The sequence below is a fragment of the Stenotrophomonas sp. STEN063 genome (assembly GCF_056854515.1).
In genome coordinates, this window is sequence record NZ_JBXFWF010000004.1 from 79,461 (window position 1) to 97,045 (window position 17,585).

15 protein-coding genes are annotated in these 17,585 nt (G+C 64.6%); 8 read left to right on the forward strand and 7 right to left on the reverse strand.

The genetic code is table 11. The annotated features are described in order from the left end of the window. From AC1VWL_RS02410 to AC1VWL_RS02430, 5 genes are all read right to left on the reverse strand, one after another. Positions 1-1,260 carry a class I SAM-dependent methyltransferase gene (locus AC1VWL_RS02410; RefSeq protein ID WP_482985608.1) on the reverse strand — a complete coding sequence of 420 codons (1,260 nt, stop codon included), beginning with the start codon at positions 1,258-1,260 and terminating at the stop codon, positions 1-3. Then, positions 1,257-2,024, reverse strand: coding sequence for a DUF1365 domain-containing protein (locus AC1VWL_RS02415; protein WP_482985609.1), 768 nt, complete (start codon positions 2,022-2,024; stop codon positions 1,257-1,259). The genes AC1VWL_RS02410 and AC1VWL_RS02415 overlap by 4 nt, the downstream gene beginning before the upstream one ends. Next, positions 2,021-3,298, reverse strand: a complete 1,278-nt coding sequence (locus tag AC1VWL_RS02420) for an NAD(P)/FAD-dependent oxidoreductase (RefSeq protein WP_482985610.1) — start codon at positions 3,296-3,298, stop codon at positions 2,021-2,023. Before AC1VWL_RS02420 ends, AC1VWL_RS02415 begins: the two co-directional genes overlap by 4 nt. 1 nt (position 3,299) lies before the next feature. After that, entirely contained in the window at positions 3,300-4,256 is a 957-nt protein-coding gene (locus AC1VWL_RS02425; RefSeq protein ID WP_482985611.1) for an acyl-CoA desaturase, read from the reverse strand. Between the two features lie 83 nt (positions 4,257-4,339). Then, positions 4,340-5,107: a hypothetical protein gene (locus tag AC1VWL_RS02430; protein WP_482985612.1), complete on the reverse strand. Its 768-nt coding sequence runs from the start codon at positions 5,105-5,107 to the stop codon at positions 4,340-4,342. Between the two features lie 132 nt (positions 5,108-5,239). Here AC1VWL_RS02430 and AC1VWL_RS02435 point away from each other — a divergent pair, with 132 nt between their 5' ends. The 3 genes from AC1VWL_RS02435 to AC1VWL_RS02445 are packed head-to-tail and all read left to right on the forward strand — an operon-like array spanning position 5,240 to position 7,238. Further along, positions 5,240-5,863: a sigma-70 family RNA polymerase sigma factor gene (locus AC1VWL_RS02435; RefSeq protein WP_481512910.1), complete on the forward strand. Its 624-nt coding sequence runs from the start codon at positions 5,240-5,242 to the stop codon at positions 5,861-5,863. Beyond that, positions 5,860-6,534 carry a ChrR family anti-sigma-E factor gene (locus AC1VWL_RS02440; protein ID WP_482985613.1) on the forward strand — a complete coding sequence of 225 codons (675 nt, stop codon included), beginning with the start codon at positions 5,860-5,862 and terminating at the stop codon, positions 6,532-6,534. The genes AC1VWL_RS02435 and AC1VWL_RS02440 overlap by 4 nt, the downstream gene beginning before the upstream one ends. A gap of 17 nt (positions 6,535-6,551) precedes the next feature. Further along, the gene (locus tag AC1VWL_RS02445; RefSeq protein ID WP_482985614.1) at positions 6,552-7,238 is read left to right on the forward strand and encodes a Rossmann-fold NAD(P)-binding domain-containing protein; all 687 of its coding nucleotides are present in this window, start codon (positions 6,552-6,554) and stop codon (positions 7,236-7,238) included. 39 nt (positions 7,239-7,277) lie between these two features. On the opposite strand, the gene AC1VWL_RS02450 is transcribed toward AC1VWL_RS02445, so the two are convergent. Both AC1VWL_RS02450 and AC1VWL_RS02455 read right to left on the reverse strand, forming a co-directional pair. Beyond that, on the reverse strand, positions 7,278-7,763 hold the full coding sequence (locus AC1VWL_RS02450; RefSeq protein WP_481533771.1) for a TspO/MBR family protein: 486 nt from the start codon (positions 7,761-7,763) through the stop codon (positions 7,278-7,280). 207 nt (positions 7,764-7,970) lie between these two features. After that, positions 7,971-9,506: a TerC family protein gene (locus tag AC1VWL_RS02455; RefSeq protein ID WP_282266399.1), complete on the reverse strand. Its 1,536-nt coding sequence runs from the start codon at positions 9,504-9,506 to the stop codon at positions 7,971-7,973. Positions 9,507-9,864: 358 nt separating this feature from the next. Here AC1VWL_RS02455 and AC1VWL_RS02460 point away from each other — a divergent pair, with 358 nt between their 5' ends. The 5 genes from AC1VWL_RS02460 (at position 9,865) to AC1VWL_RS02480 (ending at position 17,515) form a co-directional block, all read left to right on the forward strand. Further along, positions 9,865-10,380 carry an RNA polymerase sigma factor gene (locus tag AC1VWL_RS02460; RefSeq protein ID WP_481533769.1) on the forward strand — a complete coding sequence of 172 codons (516 nt, stop codon included), beginning with the start codon at positions 9,865-9,867 and terminating at the stop codon, positions 10,378-10,380. Next, a complete protein-coding gene (locus tag AC1VWL_RS02465) occupies positions 10,377-11,414 on the forward strand; it encodes a FecR family protein (protein ID WP_482985615.1) in 1,038 nt (345 codons plus the stop codon). Before AC1VWL_RS02460 ends, AC1VWL_RS02465 begins: the two co-directional genes overlap by 4 nt. A gap of 135 nt (positions 11,415-11,549) precedes the next feature. After that, positions 11,550-14,483: a TonB-dependent receptor gene (locus tag AC1VWL_RS02470; protein WP_482985616.1), complete on the forward strand. Its 2,934-nt coding sequence runs from the start codon at positions 11,550-11,552 to the stop codon at positions 14,481-14,483. A gap of 11 nt (positions 14,484-14,494) precedes the next feature. After that, positions 14,495-16,087, forward strand: a complete 1,593-nt coding sequence (locus tag AC1VWL_RS02475; protein ID WP_482985617.1) for an alkaline phosphatase D family protein — start codon at positions 14,495-14,497, stop codon at positions 16,085-16,087. Between the two features lie 162 nt (positions 16,088-16,249). Next, positions 16,250-17,515 (forward strand): glutamate carboxypeptidase, encoded by a 1,266-nt coding sequence (locus AC1VWL_RS02480; RefSeq protein ID WP_482985618.1) that lies wholly within the window; start codon positions 16,250-16,252, stop codon positions 17,513-17,515. The last annotated feature ends 70 nt before the right edge of the window (positions 17,516-17,585 follow it).

Consider the following 17,585-nt stretch of genomic DNA (forward strand, 5'->3'; position numbering starts at 1 on the left):
TCAGCCGATCAGCCCGGCGTTGGCGGTGGGTTGATGGCCGGGCCGCGCCAGCAGCAGGTGTGAGACGCCGATCGAACGTTCAAGGAAGCCGCCCTCGCAGTAGGCAAGATAGAACTCCCAGAGCCTGCAGAAACGCGCGTCGAAGCCTTGTGCGTGCACCGCAGACAGCTGTGCCATGAAGCGCTGGCGCCAGGCGCGCAGGGTCAAGGCATAGGAGTAGCCGAAGTCGTGCTGGGCCACCAGCTGCAGGTCGCTGGCTCGCGTCTTCGCCGCCAGGATCGCTGCAATCGAGGGGATGAAGCTGCCGGGGAATACGAAGCGCTTGATGTAGTCCACGCTGCGCCGGGCCTGCTCGTAGCGATGGTCTTCGATGGTGATCGCCTGCAGCAACGCAACCCCATCGGGCTTGAGCAGACGCTGCAGGGTGGCCATGTAGGTGTCCAGGTATTCGGCACCAATGGCCTCGATCATCTCGATCGAGACCAGCTTGTCGAACTGGCCTTCAAGATCGCGGTAGTCCTGCATCAGCAGGGTGATCCGGTCCTGCAGTCCGGCCTCGCGCACGCGTTGCGCGGCCAGTGCGTGCTGCTCCGCCGAGATCGTGGTGGTGGTGACATGGCAGCCGTAGTGCCGTGCGGCGTGCAGGGCGAAACCACCCCAGCCGGTACCGATCTCGATCACCCGGTCGCCGGCTTGCAACTGCAGTTGCTGGCAGATGCGGTCGAGCTTGCGCTGCGAGGCGTGCTCCAGCGAGGTGCTCTCGTTGGCGAACAATGCCGACGAATACATCAGGTCTGGCGACAGGAACAGCGCGAAAAAGTCGTTGCCGAGGTCATAGTGCGCGGCGATATTGCGGCGGCTGCCTTCGCGGCTGTTGCGCCGCAGCCGGTTCCAGCCACGCAGCAGCCAGCCGCCAATACGCGCGGGGCCGCGTTCCATGCCATCGAGCAGGTCGCGGTTGCGCACCAGGATGCGCACCAGCGTGACCAGGTCATCGCAACGCCAGTCGCCGTTGATATAGCTCTCGCCAGCGCCGACGCTGCCTTGTGCGGCAACCTTGCGATAGAACGCGGGATCATCAATGGTCACCGTGGCCTGCAGCTGCGCTGAAGCATCGCCGAGCACCACCTCGCCGAGCACGTCGTGCACACGCAGACAGCCCTCACGCAACGGTGCGATTTCGGCCAGCAGCCGGCGGCGCAGCAGTGCATCCAGCGCACCGGGCTGTGGCAGGGCCACCGAGGAAGTCATCTGGTTCATCGCGTTTTCTCGGCGAGGGAAGGATGGTCATGGACCGGGTTGCGCTTGAGCCACAGCCGCAGTGCCTGCCAGTGGATGGCGGCGACCACCTGCAGCGTCATCAGCGGGTAGCAGGCCAGCACCCGCGCCAAGCCGGCACCATTGAGCGGGTGGCGCTGCATGGACTGGGTGGCGTCGAACTGGCGCAGGCCTTCGCGCCATACCTGCATATGCACCTGCAGGTCGTCGGCTGGCGCGGTGAGGCGCCAGTCGTAGCGGCAATCCATCGCCATGAACGGCGAAACATGGAAGCACTTGTCGAACTGCCAGCGTAGCGCCCGGCCGTTGCTGAGCGCGGTTGCCGCAGGCAGTACATAGGCGTGGCGTTCTTTCCATGGCGTGTTGGTGATGTCCGCCACGATGCAGTCCAGGCTGACGCCATCGGCCCGGTAGCAGTAGTAGAAGCTGACCGGATTGAACACGTGGCCGGCAACGCGCAGATGGGTAAGCAGGCGCACCGGTCCGGCCGGCCGATGGCCAAGCACGGTTGCAGCGTGGTCTCTCACCGCATCGGCCAGCGGCCGCGCCGGATCGCCGAAATAGTCGCTGCGGCGGAACTCGGCCAGGTTGCGACGGTTCACCGACCACAGCCAGCGCCCGGCAAAGACCTGCTCCAGTTCGTCCAGGTCCAGCAGCAGCTGGGCGATCGGATAGCGGAACGCATGTGGATGCGGAAGATGGCGGCGATGCACCACATGGCCGAGGTAGATCGCACTGTTGGTCATGCGGTCGCCTCCGGCTGCGGCAGCCAGAATGCGTTGGGCCTGCGCGCAGTCAACGCATCCACCACGCGGCGGGCACTGCGTATGCCATCTTCGTGGAAGCCCCAGCCCCAGTACGCGCCGGCGAACCAGGTGTGGCGCTGGCCCTGGATATCGGCCCAGCGCTGTTGTGCCGCCACGGCGGCGTGGTCATGCACCGGGTGTGCGTAGCGCATGCGCCGCAGCACCTTGGCCGGATCGATCCGTGCGCTGTCGTTGAGCGTCACCACCAGCGGCGTATCGCCTGGAAGTCCCTGTAGCAGGTTCATGCAGTAGCTGACCGTGCATGGTGCGTCGGTTGCTTTCGGCACGTGCGCGTTCCAGGCCGCCCACGCCTTGCGCCTGCGTGGCAGCAGGGAGGCATCGGTATGCAACACCACTTCGTTGTGCTGGTAGTTGATGGCGCCCAGTATCTGCTGCTCAAGCGGGTCCGCGTCATCGAGCAGGCGCAAGGCCTGGTCGCTGTGGCAGGCCATGATCACTTCATCGAAGCCTTCAACGCCTGCGGCGCTGTGGACCCACGCCCCGTCCGCTTCGCGCTCAACCTTCCAGACCGCGCATTCAAGCCGTTCGCGCACCTGCCAGCGTGCCCGCAGGGCGTCGATATAGCGCGCAGAGCCGCCTTTCACCACGCGCCATTGTGGACGCCGGCTGATCTGCAGCATCTGGTGGTTGGCCATGAACTGGACCAGGTAGCGCGCCGGGAAATCCCGCACGGTTGCAGTCGGCGATGACCATAGCGCCGATGCCATCGGCAGCAGGTGTTCCTCGACGAAGGCCTCGCCGTAACGTTGGCTGCGCAGGTACTCGCCCAGCGTGGGGCCGGCACCGCCATCCAGCAGCGCCGGTGCTTCACGGTAGAAGCGGCGCAGGTCACGCAACATGCCCCAGAAGCGTGGCGACAGCAAGTTGCGACGCTGGCAGAACAGGCCATCGAGGGAGGTCGCGTTGTACTCCACGCCGCTGCGCTCGCTGCGCATGGAGAAGCTCATCGTGGTCGGCTGCGATTCCACCCCAAGCTCATCGAACAGCGCGCTCAGCAGCGGGTAGTGCTGCGGGTTGAAGACGATGAAGCCGGTATCCACGGCCATCGGTATCCCGTCCACCTGCAGCGCATGGGTATGGGTGTGGCCGCCGAGGTAGTCATTGGCCTCGAACAAGGTGACTTCATGCGCGCCATCCAGCCACCAGGCGCTGGCCAGCCCGGCAATTCCCGAACCAATGACGGCGATACGCATGTCAATTCCTCGCCTTGGCCAGTACCCAGGCCGGGATTGGCTTGAGCTCCTTGACCAGGCCCAGCATCGCCATCAACCGCAGGCCATACCAGGTCAGGTCGATCTCCCACCAGCGGAATCCCTGGCGCACCGTGCCGGGGAAGAAATGGTGGTTGTTGTGCCAGCCCTCACCGAAGGTGAGCAGCGCCAGCCAGAAATTGTTGCGGCTGTCATCGCGGGTGTCGAAGCGACGGCGGCCGAAGCGGTGGGCCAGTGAATTGATGGTGACGGTGGCGTGGAACAAGACCACGGTGGAGATGTAGAATCCCCAGACCAGCAATTGCATGCCGGAGGTCTGCAGGGCCGGGGCCCAGCGTTCAAGTGCCGCGCCCAGTGCGTACAGGGCGGCGGCGAGCAGCAGAGGTACCACGGTGTCGAAGCGGTCCAGCCAGCGTAGTTCCGGAAAACGGGCAAGATCCGGAACGCGCTGCAGGTCGGTGGCGAAGGCTTCGCGGGTCAGGAACCAACCGACGTGGCTGCGCCAGAAGCCTTTCTGCTGCGGAGAATGTGGGTCCAGCGGCTGGTCGGCGTGGCGGTGGTGGTGCCGGTGATGCGCCGCCCACCACAGCGGCCCGCGCTGCACGCTGGAGGCGCCGACAAGGGCGAACAGGAACTGCACGGCGCGCGATGTCTGGAAGGTGCGATGGGAAAAATAGCGGTGATAGAACGCAGTGATCGCGAACATGCGCACGGCATACAGGGCCAGCGCGATGCCAGCCGCCGTCCACGACACACCCACCCAGATCACCCCCAGGCAGCCGATGTGCAGCAGCGCGAAGGGCAGGGCGCGCATCCAATCGATGCGGTCGGCCAGCTGCGGCTCGCTAGCGACATCAGCGCTACCGGCGGTGTCGAACCAGCGCTGGATCGTACGCAGCAGGGCCACACGGCGGCGGGGAAGGGGCGCTGCGGATGCCATGGCGCGTATCTCGAGAGGTTTCCTACCCTTCTCTACGGCGCGCGGCGGTGATTGGATGCAGCGTAATGAAGATTTCATCAGGATCAGCCACGCGTGGCGGCACAGCGCGGCACCAGCGCCTGCTGCAGCTCGGCCTGCCATTGCGCAAGCGGGCGCTCCACTGCCTTCTGTGCGAAGCGCACCGTCACCACCGGGTAGTCACCGCGGGCATCGCGCAGGTTGCTGGTACCGTGGAATTCCAGCAGGCGCCGATCGGCATCGGCGTAGACCAGCGCAAGACGCGGCGCGACCACCCCGTACCAGGCATCCAGCTGCACCTGGATGGCCTGGGCATCAAGCCCCTGCCAGCGGATGGTGCCGACACGCTGCACCTGCACCGGGTAGTAGCGCTGGCGGCTGGGGACCAGGAACTGCAGGCTGAGCCGCTCGCCCTGCATCAATTGCTGCCAGTGCGCGCGCACGGCGGCGTCGAACCCTGCATCGATCACCGCATCGGCCGGAAGCGGAAGCCGCTGCGCCCGCGTTTTCGCCGCCGCGTCCTCTTTCCAGTTCAGTTGTACGACGCCGCCTGTGGCCGCCACACTGGCGGCCTGGCCACTACGGCGATCCTCCCAGCGATAGCTGGGTGCCTGGGCGGAACCGTTGACCTGCATGTGCTTGCGCGCGAAGGGCTGGCCGTCGGGGCAGAGGTATTGCACCCAGCGCTCGGCTGCGTCCCCGGCACCGCGTTGCCAATGCACCTCGCGGTAGGCCACTGCCCCGTCGCGGGTCGTCGCAACGCCTTCACCGCGCAGCAGCGGCGCTGCCGACGCCATGCAGGGCAGGAACAACAACAGGCAGACCAGACGCATGGGGGCATTCCGGAATGAGCTCTCCTTGCCTACGGGCGAAGCCGGCCGTTGGATGCAGGCACGGCGGTGCATCCAAACGCCGCCACCGCGCGTAGGAAGGACAACACATTCACTGCAGCCCTGCCCACGCAGATGTACCCTGATCCCCGCAACCTCCCTTCCCCCTTAGACACCGCCCGGATCGTGTCCAGTTCACAGCAGCTGAGCAAAGAGCCAATGAACTGGGCCGGTGACATGGACGGTGTGGCGCGGCTGCGTGATCGCGACTGCTTCATGCGCATCTACGACCACTTCATGCCGCGCCTGTGTGTCTACCTGCGCGGCCTGGGTGCCCCGGAGGCGGTGGCCGAGGAGCTGGCGCAGGAATGCCTGCTGCGCTTGTGGCTGCGGGCCGCGGAATTCGATCCGGCACAGGGCGCGCTGAGTACCTGGCTGTACCGCATCGCGCGCAACCTGCATATCGATCGTGTCCGCCACGAGCGCAGTTGGACGCTGGTGCAGGCGGCGGTGGAGAACGCGGCCACGGCCGATGTGCTTGATCGCAGCAGCGCCGAGCAGTTCGCCGATCATGCGAGGTTGCGCCAGCGCATCAACGAGTTGTCGGCGGTGCAGGCGCGGCTGGTGCGGATGTCCTACTTCGAAGCAAAGAGCCACGGCGAGATCGCGCAGGCGTTGGGAATGCCCTTGGGTACGGTCAAATCACATCTGCGGCGGGCCTTCCTGCTGCTGCAGTCCAAGGTCGGGGGGGCGTCATGAACCCGCACCACCACCTGCACGAATCCACCTTGATGAGTTACGCCGCCGGCGCACTGCAGGCGCCGTTGAGCATTGTTGCCGGTACCCATCTTGAGCAGTGCCCGCACTGCCGTCAGCGTCTGCGTGATGCCGAGGCGGTCGGCTCGGCATTGCTGGAACAGACCCAGCCGGTGCTCGACGATACGCGGCGCGAAACGCTGCGCGCCGCCATGCTGGCGCAGCTGATGGACGCGGGTACGGTAGCGATGCCGCCACCGGCGCGGTCGGCACCACCGGAGCGGCCGCAGGCCGACCCGGAGTATCTACCGGCATCGCTGCATCCGTATTTCGGCGACTCGCTGGCGAGCCTGCGCTGGCGCTGGATAGCGCCGGGCGTGCATTGCATCCGTGCACGGCAGATGCCGTCGCTGATCATGCTGAAGATCGCGCCGGGCAAATGCCTGCCCATGCACAGCCATGGCCGCAGTGAACTCACCCAGGTCCTGCGTGGTTCGTACAACGACGCGCTGGGGCTGTTTGCTCCTGGCGATGTGGCGGACCTGGATGCCGAGGTGGAACACCAGCCGGTGACCGCGCCCGGTGTGCCGTGCATCTGTGTTTCGGCACTGGATGCACCGCTGGTATTCAGTGGCTGGTTGGCACGCAAGGTGCAGCGCTTCGTCAAACTCTAGTTCGTACGGAGGGGCCAATGGTGAACGATGGCGGGCGCCTGAAGATCGTGTTGACCGGAGCCAGTGGGCTGGTTGGTCAAGGCGTCGCGTTGGCCTGCGCTGGCTCCGTGCATGTAAGACGCACGGTCGCGCTGGTGCGACACGCCGGCGGCCTGGTCACGGCAACCGAGGAGTTGGTGCTGGAGGACTTCCTGCAGGCCCATCGTCGCCAGGCCGACCTGGTGGGCTTCGACGCCTGCTTCTATTGCGCCGGCGCCCCGCCCTTGGGCACAGCGGAAGACGTGTACCGGCGGGTCACGCTGGACACCACACTGTCTGTTGCGCAGACCTGGTTCGCAGCCAATCCACAGGGGATGTTCCTGTATGTATCGGGTGCACACGCCAATCCAGAAAGCCACTTGATGCCCCTGCGCATCAAAGGCGAAACGGAGCGGGCACTGGCCCGGCTGACGGGGCGTACGGTGATGCTGCGGCCGGGTGGCGTACGGCCGGTCGCTGGCACCGGCAGTCGGCATGCGCTGTTGAAGCCGCTGTATGTGGTTGGTGGACCAATGATGCTGCTGGCAACAGCGGCCCTGCCGTCGGTGTTTACCAGCAACCTGGTTCTGGGTCGCGCGATGATCGCGTTGGCACGCATGCGTGATCCGCCCGCCGAGGTGGAATGCTCGCAGATCAATCAGCTCGGGGATGCCGACGCAGCCTAGGCCCGCTGCGGCAGCACGCCGAGGCGCGGGCTTTGCCGTTCACAGCAGCCCGGGATTTGCCTGCCAGACCGCGTAGTTGAGCACGCTGGCAAAGCCCACCCAGGCAAGATAGGGCAGCAACATGCAGGCCGCGACCTTGTGGATGCGCCAGAACGCAATCAGCGTGGCGACGATCAACACCAATAACAACAGGATATCGGCGAAAGCCAACGCGCCCTGTTTCCAGCCGAAGAACAGCCAGCTCCACAGCGTGTTGAGGCCGAGCTGCAGCAGGTACAGCGTCAGGGCCGGTGTCGCCGCACGCCAGCCGCGCTCTCGCCAGACAAGGAATGCCGCCAGCGCCATCAGCGCATACAAGGCGGTCCACACCGGCCCGAACAGGCTCGCCGGTGGCGCCCATGCAGGCAGCGCAAGGCTGGCGTAGAAACTGGCGGCTGAGATGGAGGCCCGCGCACCAAGCGCTGCGGCGAGGAAGGTGACCAGGAACCAGCCGGAGAAACCAAGGAGCTGTCTAGGTATCTGCATGGCGCTTGCTCGTCCTTTCCGGCGTGATCAGATGCCGCTTGTACGTAACAGTGCAGGGTTTGGATGCAGTGACGACAGCCAAGGATGCTGATCGGTGCCTGGATTACCCCGGCAGGCCGATCCACCTGCCATGCATCCTGGCCTGAATCGGGACGGCTTTCAGGATGCGCACGGCTGCACGTGGCAGCCGTGGCGCCCCGGCAGTGGTTACTGCTTGTCGATCGCGGAGATCCGCGTCTTGCCGATTCTCCTGCCTTCCAGGTCAATCACCTGCAGGCGCCAGCCAGTCGACTCAACGGTATCGCCAGCCACCGGCAGCCGCTCCAGCGCATGTAGGAACAGGCCGGACAGGCTGACATACATCGGGCTTCGTTCCAGCGTGATGCCGGTGATGCGCTCCACGTCTTCGATCGACATGGACGCATCGACGATCCAGCTGCCATCCACCTGTTCGGCGCCGAAGTCGGCGTCGCGGGTATCGGCAAGATCGCCTGCAATCGCCGCCAGCAGATCGTTGGCGGTGACCAGGCCCTGCACGCTGCCGTATTCGTCGACCACCACCGCCAATGGAATCGGATGCTGCTTGATCCGCTCCAGCGCACGCAGTGCGGTCGCGCCTTCCGGCAGGGTCAGCGGCTCGCGCAGGTAGTCGGCCAACACCAAGGGCTTGCCGGCGAGCACGCCCGCCAGCAGGTCGCGGCTCTGCACCACGCCTTGCAGGTTGTCCAGCTCGCCATCGGCCACCAGCAGGCGCGTATGCGGCGAGGCCATCAGCTGCGCGGTGGTGTGCTCCGGGCCCTTGCCCAGATCGATCCATTGGATATCGGCACGCACCGTCATCACGCTTGCGACCGAGCGGTCGGCCAGGGCCAGCACGCCGCGGATCATGTCGTGCTCGGATGCGGCCAGGCCCGATGGCAGCTGATCCGCTGGCTCGTGGCTCTCACCGGCAACGGCCTGCGTCGGGCGTGAGCCCAGCAGCTTGAGCACCGCGTTGGAGGTGCGCTGCCGGAAGGACAGGTTCTGTGCGTGCTTTTCGCGATTGAACTGCGTCCACTGGTTGAAACCCTCGATCAGGATCGAGAAGGCGATGGCTGCGTACAGATAGCCCTTGGGAATCTTGAAGCCCAGGCCTTCGGCCACCAGGCTGAAGCCGATCATCAACAGGAAGCCAAGGCACAGGATCACCACCGTCGGATGACGGTTGACGAAACTGGTCAGCGGCTTGCTGGCCAGCATCATCACGGCCATCGCGATGGTCACCGCGGCGAACATCACGCCGAGGTTGTCGACCATGCCGACCGCGGTGATCACCGAGTCCAGCGAGAACACCGCATCGAGGATGACGATCTGCGTCACCACCAGGCCGAAGCTGGCGTACACCTTGTTGTCGCCGGCTTCATGCGAGCGTCCTTCAAGCCGCTCGTGCAGCTCCATCGTCGCCTTGAACAACAGGAACAGGCCGCCGACCAGCAGGATCAGGTCGCGGCCGGAGAACGCGTGGTCGAATACGGAGAACAGCGGCGTGGTGAGCCGCATGATCCAGGACAGCGTGGCCAGCAGGCCCAGTCGCATCAACAGCGCCAGGCTCAAGCCGATGAGGCGGGCCTTGTCACGCTGGTGGGGGGGAAGCTTGTCCGCAAGGATCGCGATGAAGACGAGGTTGTCGATGCCGAGGATGATCTCGAGAACGACAAGTGTAGAAAGACCCATCCAGATTGTTGGGTCGGATAACCATTCCATGCAGTGTTGGGGTAGCGGAGGAACCCCGATCATCGCACGCGCGAACAGCTTGCTTCCTTTTTTGGGCGAAGCCGCTGTTTTTGTTCACTTTCCTGTTCATGGAATCGTTGTTGCATCCCGTCGATGCGGCCGCGTGCACGGAGTTGGTGAAGCGTGGCGCCTGCGGACGGAGCGGTACGGCACCGCAGGCTGGGTCGGGGCGCCTCCCCTCTGACATGCAATCACAGGCTTTCTGCCACCGGGAATCCATGCATCACGGCTTGACCGCTGCCATTGCCATTGCCAGGCGATGAAATGCTGCTGTCATCTCCGCGCGCCACCATCTGCTGCTTTATCGGCGGCGGGACCTTGGGTTGTGGTGAAAAGCGCCAGGATCTGGGAGCAGGGCTATGAGCTGCGCCGACGCTTGCTGCGGGGATTCTTCCTGCGCCGGGGCTCCCACGCCGATGATGCCGAGGATCTGGCGCAGGAGGTCTACCTGCGGCTGCTGCGTCGCAGTGACGACGATGCCGAGGCCATCGCCAATCCAGAAGGCTATCTCTTCGCGGTCGCCGCCAACCTCGCCCGCGAGCACGCGCGCACGCAATCCGCGCGTCCACCGCTGGACGATGTCGATCTGCTTGCCGAGGTGCTGAAGAGCGAGGAAGACATCGAGGGCGAGTTCGAGCAGGTGCAGCGTTGGAGTGATATCCGCGGCGCCATCGCGCGCTTGCCTGCCACCACCCGCCGGGTGATGGAGCTGCACTATCGCGAAGGCGTGGAATGCCTGCAGATCAGTGCGCAGCTTGATGTGTCCGTGCACATGGTGCGCAAGCATATAGGCAAGGGGCTGGAAGCCTGCCGGCAGGCCCTTGGCACCAGGGAGGGTGCATGAACCCGGATACCACCGATTGCATGGATGGAAGTGTTGCCGAGCAGGGCGTGCAGTGGTTCCTGATCAACCGCGACGGGGCGCTGGGCGACGTACAGCGGCGCGCATTCCTGGCCTGGCTGCGGCGTTCACCGGAGCATGTGCGTGCCTATCTGCGTGCGCTCGATCTGCACCGGCAGGTAGGCGAGGCGATGCCGGCAGCATCGTCCGACCTGCTCGAAGGCATGCTGATGGAGGCGGGCGCACGTCGACCGACGGCCAAGGTGGTGCCCCTGTTTGCCAGCAACGCCGCCAGCAACGCGGTTCCAGCGCGACGTGGACGGCGCCGCTGGACTGCCTTGGCCGCGGCTGCCTGCCTGGTGCTGGTGCTGGGGGCGTCATTGTCACGGCTATGGCCGCAGGAGCAGGTGTTGGCGGCAGGCCACGGTGAACTGCGCGAACTGGTGCTGGCAGATCGCACCCAGGTGCGGTTGAACGCGGACAGCGCCATCCGTGTGCGCATGGGCTGGCTGGATAGACGGGTGGAGCTGCTGCGCGGTGAAGCCAGTTTCGATGTGGCAACGGACCGCCGCGCATTCGAGGTGCAGGTTGGCGAGCTGCGGGTGCGCGATATCGGCACTGTGTTCGATGTGTCGCGACGGCTGCAGAACACGCGCATTGGTGTGGTCTCCGGTGAAGTCGAGGTCTGGCGGGGTGACTCGGATCAGCAGCGCCTGGCGAGCCTGATCGCGGGCCGCGTGGTGCTGGTGGACAACGATACCGGTGCGGTGCAGCCCTTGGACATGCCTGCATCGATGCTGCTGGATTGGCAGCATCGCAAGGTCTCCTTCCTGGACGAACGTCTGGATGAGGTTGCGGCAGCATTCAATCGCCATAACCGGGTGCAGGTCGTGATCGAGGACGACGCAGCGGCGGCCATGCGCCTGTCCGGCAGCCTGGATGCGGACCGGATCGTGGCGCTGCAGGCATTCCTTGCCCGCGACCCGCGCTTCAAGGTGCAGCGCCGTGGTGACACCGTGCATGTCCATAGCCGCTGAAGGCAGCGCGTTGGGCCTGTAAGAAAAAATTCATCGAATCAGCGTTCTCCACTTCGCCGCAGCACCGCTCTTACTAGGGGAAGCCGACGTCATCTGCCGACGCGGCACATGCAATCTCCCTCCTTAGGAACCGTGATGCGGAAGAAGCTCTACCTGTCGGTCGTACTCGCACTATCCCCCTGCATTGCCGTGCCGGCATTGGCCGCCACGGATGGACTGGAAGCGAAAGTGACGACCGCGATCCCGGCGCAATCGCTGGGTCATGCGTTGGAGCAGTTGTCACGCAGTGCCGGCGTGCAGTTCCTCTACTCGCCCACCGGCGCGCCGCGCATGGCAGCGGCGGTGCCGAGCGGCGCCACCGTCAAACAGGCGCTGGAGGTACTGCTGGCTGGCAGCGGGCTGAGCTACAGCGTGGTGGACGGCAACGTCATCGCCATCGATCCGGCGCCTGCCAAGCCGGCCGCTGCGCAGCCCGCGCCAGCGGTGCCGCGTGCCGCAGAGGCCGCCGCCGCGCCTACCCTGGGGACGGTGACGGTGATTGCCGCACACGAGGTCATCGACCAGAAGAAGCAGTCGCCGGTGATCAAGGATTCGGTGATCTATGACGAGATGGACAGTTATGGCGACGAGACCCTGGCCGAGAGCCTGATGGCCGCGCCGGGCCTGAGCGCGGTGGAGGACGCCGGTGAGCCGCGTTACGTCACCGTGCGCGGCGTGCAGGCCAACCTCAACTACACCACCATCGATGGCATCGCCATTGCCAGCGTCGGCGGCAGCGGCTCCGGCGAGCGGATGAACAACCTGCAGCTGATTCCCAGTGACATCGGTACCCGCACCGATATCTACAAGAGCTTCAGTGCCGAGCAGGCACCGGATGCCATTGGTGGGGTGATCGACATCATCAGCCGCAGCGCGTTTGATCGCTCCGGGCAGTATGTATTCGCCGACGTGGCGGGTATCTACTCCACCGCCGAGACCGATGTTGGCCGCAGTGCCGGCGGTGACCACAAGACACTTGGGCACTTTGGCAAGAGCGCCAAGATGGTGTTCTCCAACCAGTTCGGCGCTGACCAGCAGTTCGGCATCGTCGCGGTGGCCCGCTATGAGCAGCGTTCGCGCAACAGCATCAAGCGCTGGGTCGAGTCCAACTACTACTTCAACGATGCGGGCAAGTACCTGACCGATGGCACCACCGCGCCCACCGAGGCGGCCGGTTGGAACGGCCTGCGTGCACCGGGCAACTTCAGTACCGGCACCTATACCAACTTCATCACCAACTTCGGTGGCTCGGCCAAGCTGGAATGGAAGCCAAGCGACGATCCCTTCTACGCGTCGTTGTTGCTGTACTCGTACCGCTTCTACGAGAACTCGACGATGAACAAGACCGATCTGTATTCCAACGCGAAGTTCGCGATCCGTGATCAGACCGCCGATGGCGGCACCACCCAGATCAACAGCATCTACATCAAGAATCGCCACGATCGCTGGGACCGCAACAATCGCGGGGCGATCGCCAACTTCAACTGGGACATCGGTGCGCTGACCAGGCTGACCCTGCGCGGCGGCCATACCGAGGAGACCTTCGACAATACCCAGGTCTATTGGGGCGTGCGCGCCTACCCGAGCAATCTGTTCGTGGACTACGCCAATGACAAGCACGGCTTCCCGAACGCCGTGGGTGTGTCCGACCCGAGCCTGCTGACCAGTTCCAGCTTCAAGCTCAATCCGGCCCAGGCCTACGTGTCGCCACGCGACGCGAAGGAGACCATCGACAACCTGCGCCTGGACTTCAGCCACAACATCGATGCCGATGCGCGCGGCTTCGGGCTTGCCGCAGGTGCCGAGTACCGCCACCTCAACATCTGGCAGGACATCGATTTCAACTACTACAAGACCAGCGCGACCTTGAATGACTACCTGTATCCGGGTTCGACGCTGCTCGGCTCGGTGCCGGGCTTTCCGCTGATCGACAACAGCAAGGTCACCGAAGAGCTGGTGCCGACCCTGGGCAACAACAACGCGGCCTATCCGAACGCGAACTTCACCAGCGACTACAAGTACGTCGAGGACATCGCCAATGCCTATGTGTCCGCCCACTATGCATGGGATCGGCTGCTGCTGATCGGCGGCCTGCGCTACGACCACACCCGCTTCGATGCGTTCAGCCCGTACAGCAACAACGGCGGCAGCACCTATACCGCCGATTTCCTGAAGACCAGCGGCGGCTACAGCGACCTGCTGCCTTCGCTGAACGCCAGTTTCAAGCTCAGCGAGAACCAGCGCCTGCGTTTCTCGGCGAGCCGCACGCTGGGCCGCCCAACGCCGAGCAACATCGCCCAGGCCACCAACAGCAGCTGTGCGGACGATGACGATGGCCGGGGCTATTGCACGATCAAGCAGGGCAATGCCGGGCTCGATCCGCGCCGCTCGACGAATCTGGACCTGGCCTGGGAGAAGTACTTCAACGGCAACAACGGCATCGTCTCGGTTGCCCTGTTCGACAAGGTGATCAAGGACGACATCTATACCTTGACCACCTTCGAGGATATCGGCGACACCACCTACCGGGTCACCCAGCCGATGAACACCGACGAATCGCGGCTGCGCGGCGTCGAGTTCGCCATCGCCAACCGCAACCTGCGCTGGGGACGTCACCGCTTCGACATGTTCTTCAATGCCACGGGCCTGGACGGGCAGACCAACTACAGGATCAGTGACGGTACATCGCGGCGCCTTGATCGCCTGTTGTACCAACCGGACTGGTCGCTCAATGGCTCGGCGATCTGGCGGATGCCGTGGAACAGCGCCCAGCTGCGGGTTTCCGGCAACTATCGCAGCCGCATGCTGGTCGACTTCGGTGATACCGAATGGCTCGATTCCTACTACGACCCGTACATGACCTTCAACCTGGCTTTCAGCCACAAGATCAGCAAGCACGTCACGCTGAAGTACGAGGCCAAGAACCTGTTCAACATGCAGCCGACCTACAGCACCGGTCCGAACGGTCGCTTCCGTACCGAGATCGATGACTACGGCCGCTTCTACTACTTCCACATCATCTACAACTGAGGACGCGGCCCGTGGAAAACTTCAATCGCAGGCGTTTCCTCGCGCTGTCCGGTCTGTCGGCGTTTGGTGCGTGGATGGGCACCGCATCGCTGGCCGCACGGGCCGACGCCAGCGCACTGAATCCGCGCAACCTGCTGGCATCGCCGCGCTTTGCCAGCTCGCCGTTCACGCTCGGGGTGGCGTCCGGCGACCCCAGCCCAGATGGCATGGTGTTGTGGACGCGGCTGGCGACCGAACCCTTGGTATTCGGCGGTGGCATCACGCCGCGGCCGATCCCCGTGCAATGGCAGCTCGCTGCCGATGATGGCTTCCGTCGCGTGTTGCGGCAGGGCTCGGCACTTGCGCATCCCGAGCTCGGTCATGCCTTGCATGTGGAGCTGCAAGGGCTGGAGCCTGGCCGACCGTATTGGTACCGCTTCACTGTTGGCGGCCATGAAAGCGCGGTAGGCCGCACCTGCACCCTGCCTGCGGCAGCGGCGCAGGTGGACAGGGTCCGCTTCGCGGTGGCCGGTTGCCAGCACTTCGAGGAAGGGCATTTCACCGGCTGGCGTTGCATCGCCGAGGAGCCGCTGGATTTCGTCTTCCACTATGGCGACTACATCTACGAGGGTGAGAGCCAGCCTGGCGTGCGGCGGATGAATGGTCGGCCTTTCACCAACCTGCGCAACCACGTTGGGCCGCAGATCTACACGCTGGATGACTATCGGCGGCGCTATGCGCAGTACAAGAGTGATGCGGACCTGCAGGCCGCGCACGCCGCCGCACCGTGGTTCGTGACCTTCGATGACCACGAGGTGGACAACAACTGGGCGGGCGCGGAGGACCAGGATGGAACCCCGAGTGAAGTGTTCCTGCTGCGGCGCGCACAGGCGTTCCAAGCGTACTACGAGAACATGCCGCTGCGCCGTTCTGCATTCCCGGTCAGCGGGCATATGCAACTGTATCGGCGTGCGCGCTACGGCAACCTGATGGACCTGCACCTGCTTGATACCCGCCAATACCGCAGCAAGCAGGTGGACATGGCGTCGCGTGCGCAGGTCGAGTCGCCGGCACGCAGCATCGTCGGCACGCAGCAGGAACGCTGGTTGTTCGATGGGCTGGCGGATGCAACGCCGCGTTGGCACACCATCGCCCACCAGGTGTCGCTGGGTAATTACGCGCGCGAGAAGGATGGGCAGGTGGTGTCATCGGACGACCAATGGTCCGGTTACCTGGACAGCCGCAGACGGCTGCTCGATCACATCCAGACAGTGGGCTTCAACAACGTGGTCACCGCATGCGGTGACGCGCACCGCCACTACGCCAGCGACCTGGTGCAGGACAACGCCGATTCCGGGGTGATCTCCAGCGAATTCCTGGCCACGTCGATCAGCTCCGGCGCCGATGGCCAGGGCGTCGATGCGATGGCGCGCAATACGCTGCAGCACAGTCCGCACCTGAAGGCCACCACCGACAAACGCGGCTATGTGCTGTGCGACGTGACCCGTGATAGCTGGGTGGGCGACATGATGACGCTGGACCAGGTAATGCAGCCTAACGGCAAGCTGGAAAGCTGGAAGCGCTATGCGGTGGTGCATGGCCGGCCGGGCTTGCAGGAGGCCTGAGAGCACCGTCATCCGCTGAAACTCACGGATCATCTCGCTGCCAGCAATGCCGGCGTGATGTGGGCAGCCGTGGTTCCAGCGGATGGCCCGTTCCTGTGCGCCAGGGCTCCCTATCGCCACCGTGTCGCTGATAGGCTACGGCGGCGACCACAGGAGCAGGCCATGAGAATTTCACGCACGGCGATTTTCAGCGGATTACTGGCTGCAGGGTCTTTCGCAGCGCAGGCGCAGGCGGCACAGCTCGATGCGCAGTTGCGGGCAGCGGCGACGGCCCAGCAGCCAGCAGTGATCGAGACACTGCGCGAGCTGGTACTGATGGAGTCCGGCTCTACGGATCATGAGGGGGTCGGCAAGGTGATGGCCTATCTCGACAAGCGGCTGCAGGCGCTGGATGCGAAGGTGGAGCGGGTACCGTCGGCAACCGGCGGCCCGGATCTGGTGCGCGGCACCTTCAACGGCACTGGCAAGTTGAAGGTGATGTTGATCGCCCACGCCGATACCGTCTACGACCGCGGCATCCTCGAGAAGGAACCGTTCCACCAGAAAGGCAACCTGTTGTATGGCCCGGGTATCGCCGACGACAAGGGTGGCATCGCGGTGATCCTGCATTCGCTGGCCCTGCTCAAGGCGCGCGGGTGGAACGATTATGCGACGGTCACGGTGTTGTTCAATCCGGACGAAGAGATTGGCTCGCCGGGCTCAGGTGAAACCATTGCCAAGCTGGCGGACGAGCATGACGTGGTGCTGTCCTTCGAGCCATCGGCGGCCAAGGCGGTGATCGAAAGCGAAGGCGTGCTGCTCAGTGCCGCCGGCACCTCGCAGGTGCGGATGACGGTGCAGGGCCTGTCCGCACACGCAGGTGCGGCTCCGGAGCAGGGCCGCAACGCACTCGTCGAACTGGCCCATCAGATCATCCAGACCAAGGACGTGGCCGCCGGGGTGCCGGGTGCGCAGCTCAACTGGACGACGGCCAATGCCGGCACGGCGCGCAACCAGATTCCGGAACGCGCCGAAGTGGGTGGCGATGCACGTGTCACCCAGGCCGACAGCAATGCCAACCTTCTGGCCGCATTGCAGGCCAAGGTCAAGCAGAGCCACGCGGTGCCGGATACCACCACCACGGTCACGCTGGAGCCGCTGCGCCCGATCTACGTGGCGGGTGAGCGCGGCCGTGCATTGGCGGATCTGGCGCAGGAGATCTATGCCGAACTGGATGGCCGCAAGCTGCTGATGCATCCCACCACCAACGGCGGCACCGACGCAGGGTTTGCCGGCCGCTCCGGTCATGCCGCGGTGCTGGAAGGCCTTGGACTCGCAGGCTGGGGGTATCACGCACGCAATGAATTCATCGAGATCGACTCGATCCCGCCACGCCTGTACCTGGCATCGCGGATGTTGATCGAGCTTGCCAAGCGCGCGCCGAACTGAGTTCTCGGCGCGTCAGTTGGCCTTATGCAGCTGTCTCTTATACACATCTGACGCTGCCGACGAAGCTAGA

Coding starts and splice junctions, on each gene's coding strand:
- AC1VWL_RS02455 (WP_282266399.1), bottom strand. CDS start 9,506: ATGGAATGGTTATCCGACCCAACAATCTGGATGGGTCTTTCTACACTT.
- AC1VWL_RS02435 (WP_481512910.1), top strand. CDS start 5,240: ATGTACCCTGATCCCCGCAACCTCCCTTCCCCCTTAGACACCGCCCGG.
- AC1VWL_RS02420 (WP_482985610.1), bottom strand. CDS start 3,298: ATGCGTATCGCCGTCATTGGTTCGGGAATTGCCGGGCTGGCCAGCGCC.
- AC1VWL_RS02465 (WP_482985615.1), top strand. CDS start 10,377: ATGAACCCGGATACCACCGATTGCATGGATGGAAGTGTTGCCGAGCAG.
- AC1VWL_RS02410 (WP_482985608.1), bottom strand. CDS start 1,260: ATGAACCAGATGACTTCCTCGGTGGCCCTGCCACAGCCCGGTGCGCTG.
- AC1VWL_RS02480 (WP_482985618.1), top strand. CDS start 16,250: ATGAGAATTTCACGCACGGCGATTTTCAGCGGATTACTGGCTGCAGGG.
- AC1VWL_RS02440 (WP_482985613.1), top strand. CDS start 5,860: ATGAACCCGCACCACCACCTGCACGAATCCACCTTGATGAGTTACGCC.
- AC1VWL_RS02415 (WP_482985609.1), bottom strand. CDS start 2,024: ATGACCAACAGTGCGATCTACCTCGGCCATGTGGTGCATCGCCGCCAT.
- AC1VWL_RS02430 (WP_482985612.1), bottom strand. CDS start 5,107: ATGCGTCTGGTCTGCCTGTTGTTGTTCCTGCCCTGCATGGCGTCGGCA.
- AC1VWL_RS02470 (WP_482985616.1), top strand. CDS start 11,550: ATGCGGAAGAAGCTCTACCTGTCGGTCGTACTCGCACTATCCCCCTGC.
- AC1VWL_RS02445 (WP_482985614.1), top strand. CDS start 6,552: ATGGTGAACGATGGCGGGCGCCTGAAGATCGTGTTGACCGGAGCCAGT.
- AC1VWL_RS02425 (WP_482985611.1), bottom strand. CDS start 4,256: ATGGCATCCGCAGCGCCCCTTCCCCGCCGCCGTGTGGCCCTGCTGCGT.
- AC1VWL_RS02450 (WP_481533771.1), bottom strand. CDS start 7,763: ATGCAGATACCTAGACAGCTCCTTGGTTTCTCCGGCTGGTTCCTGGTC.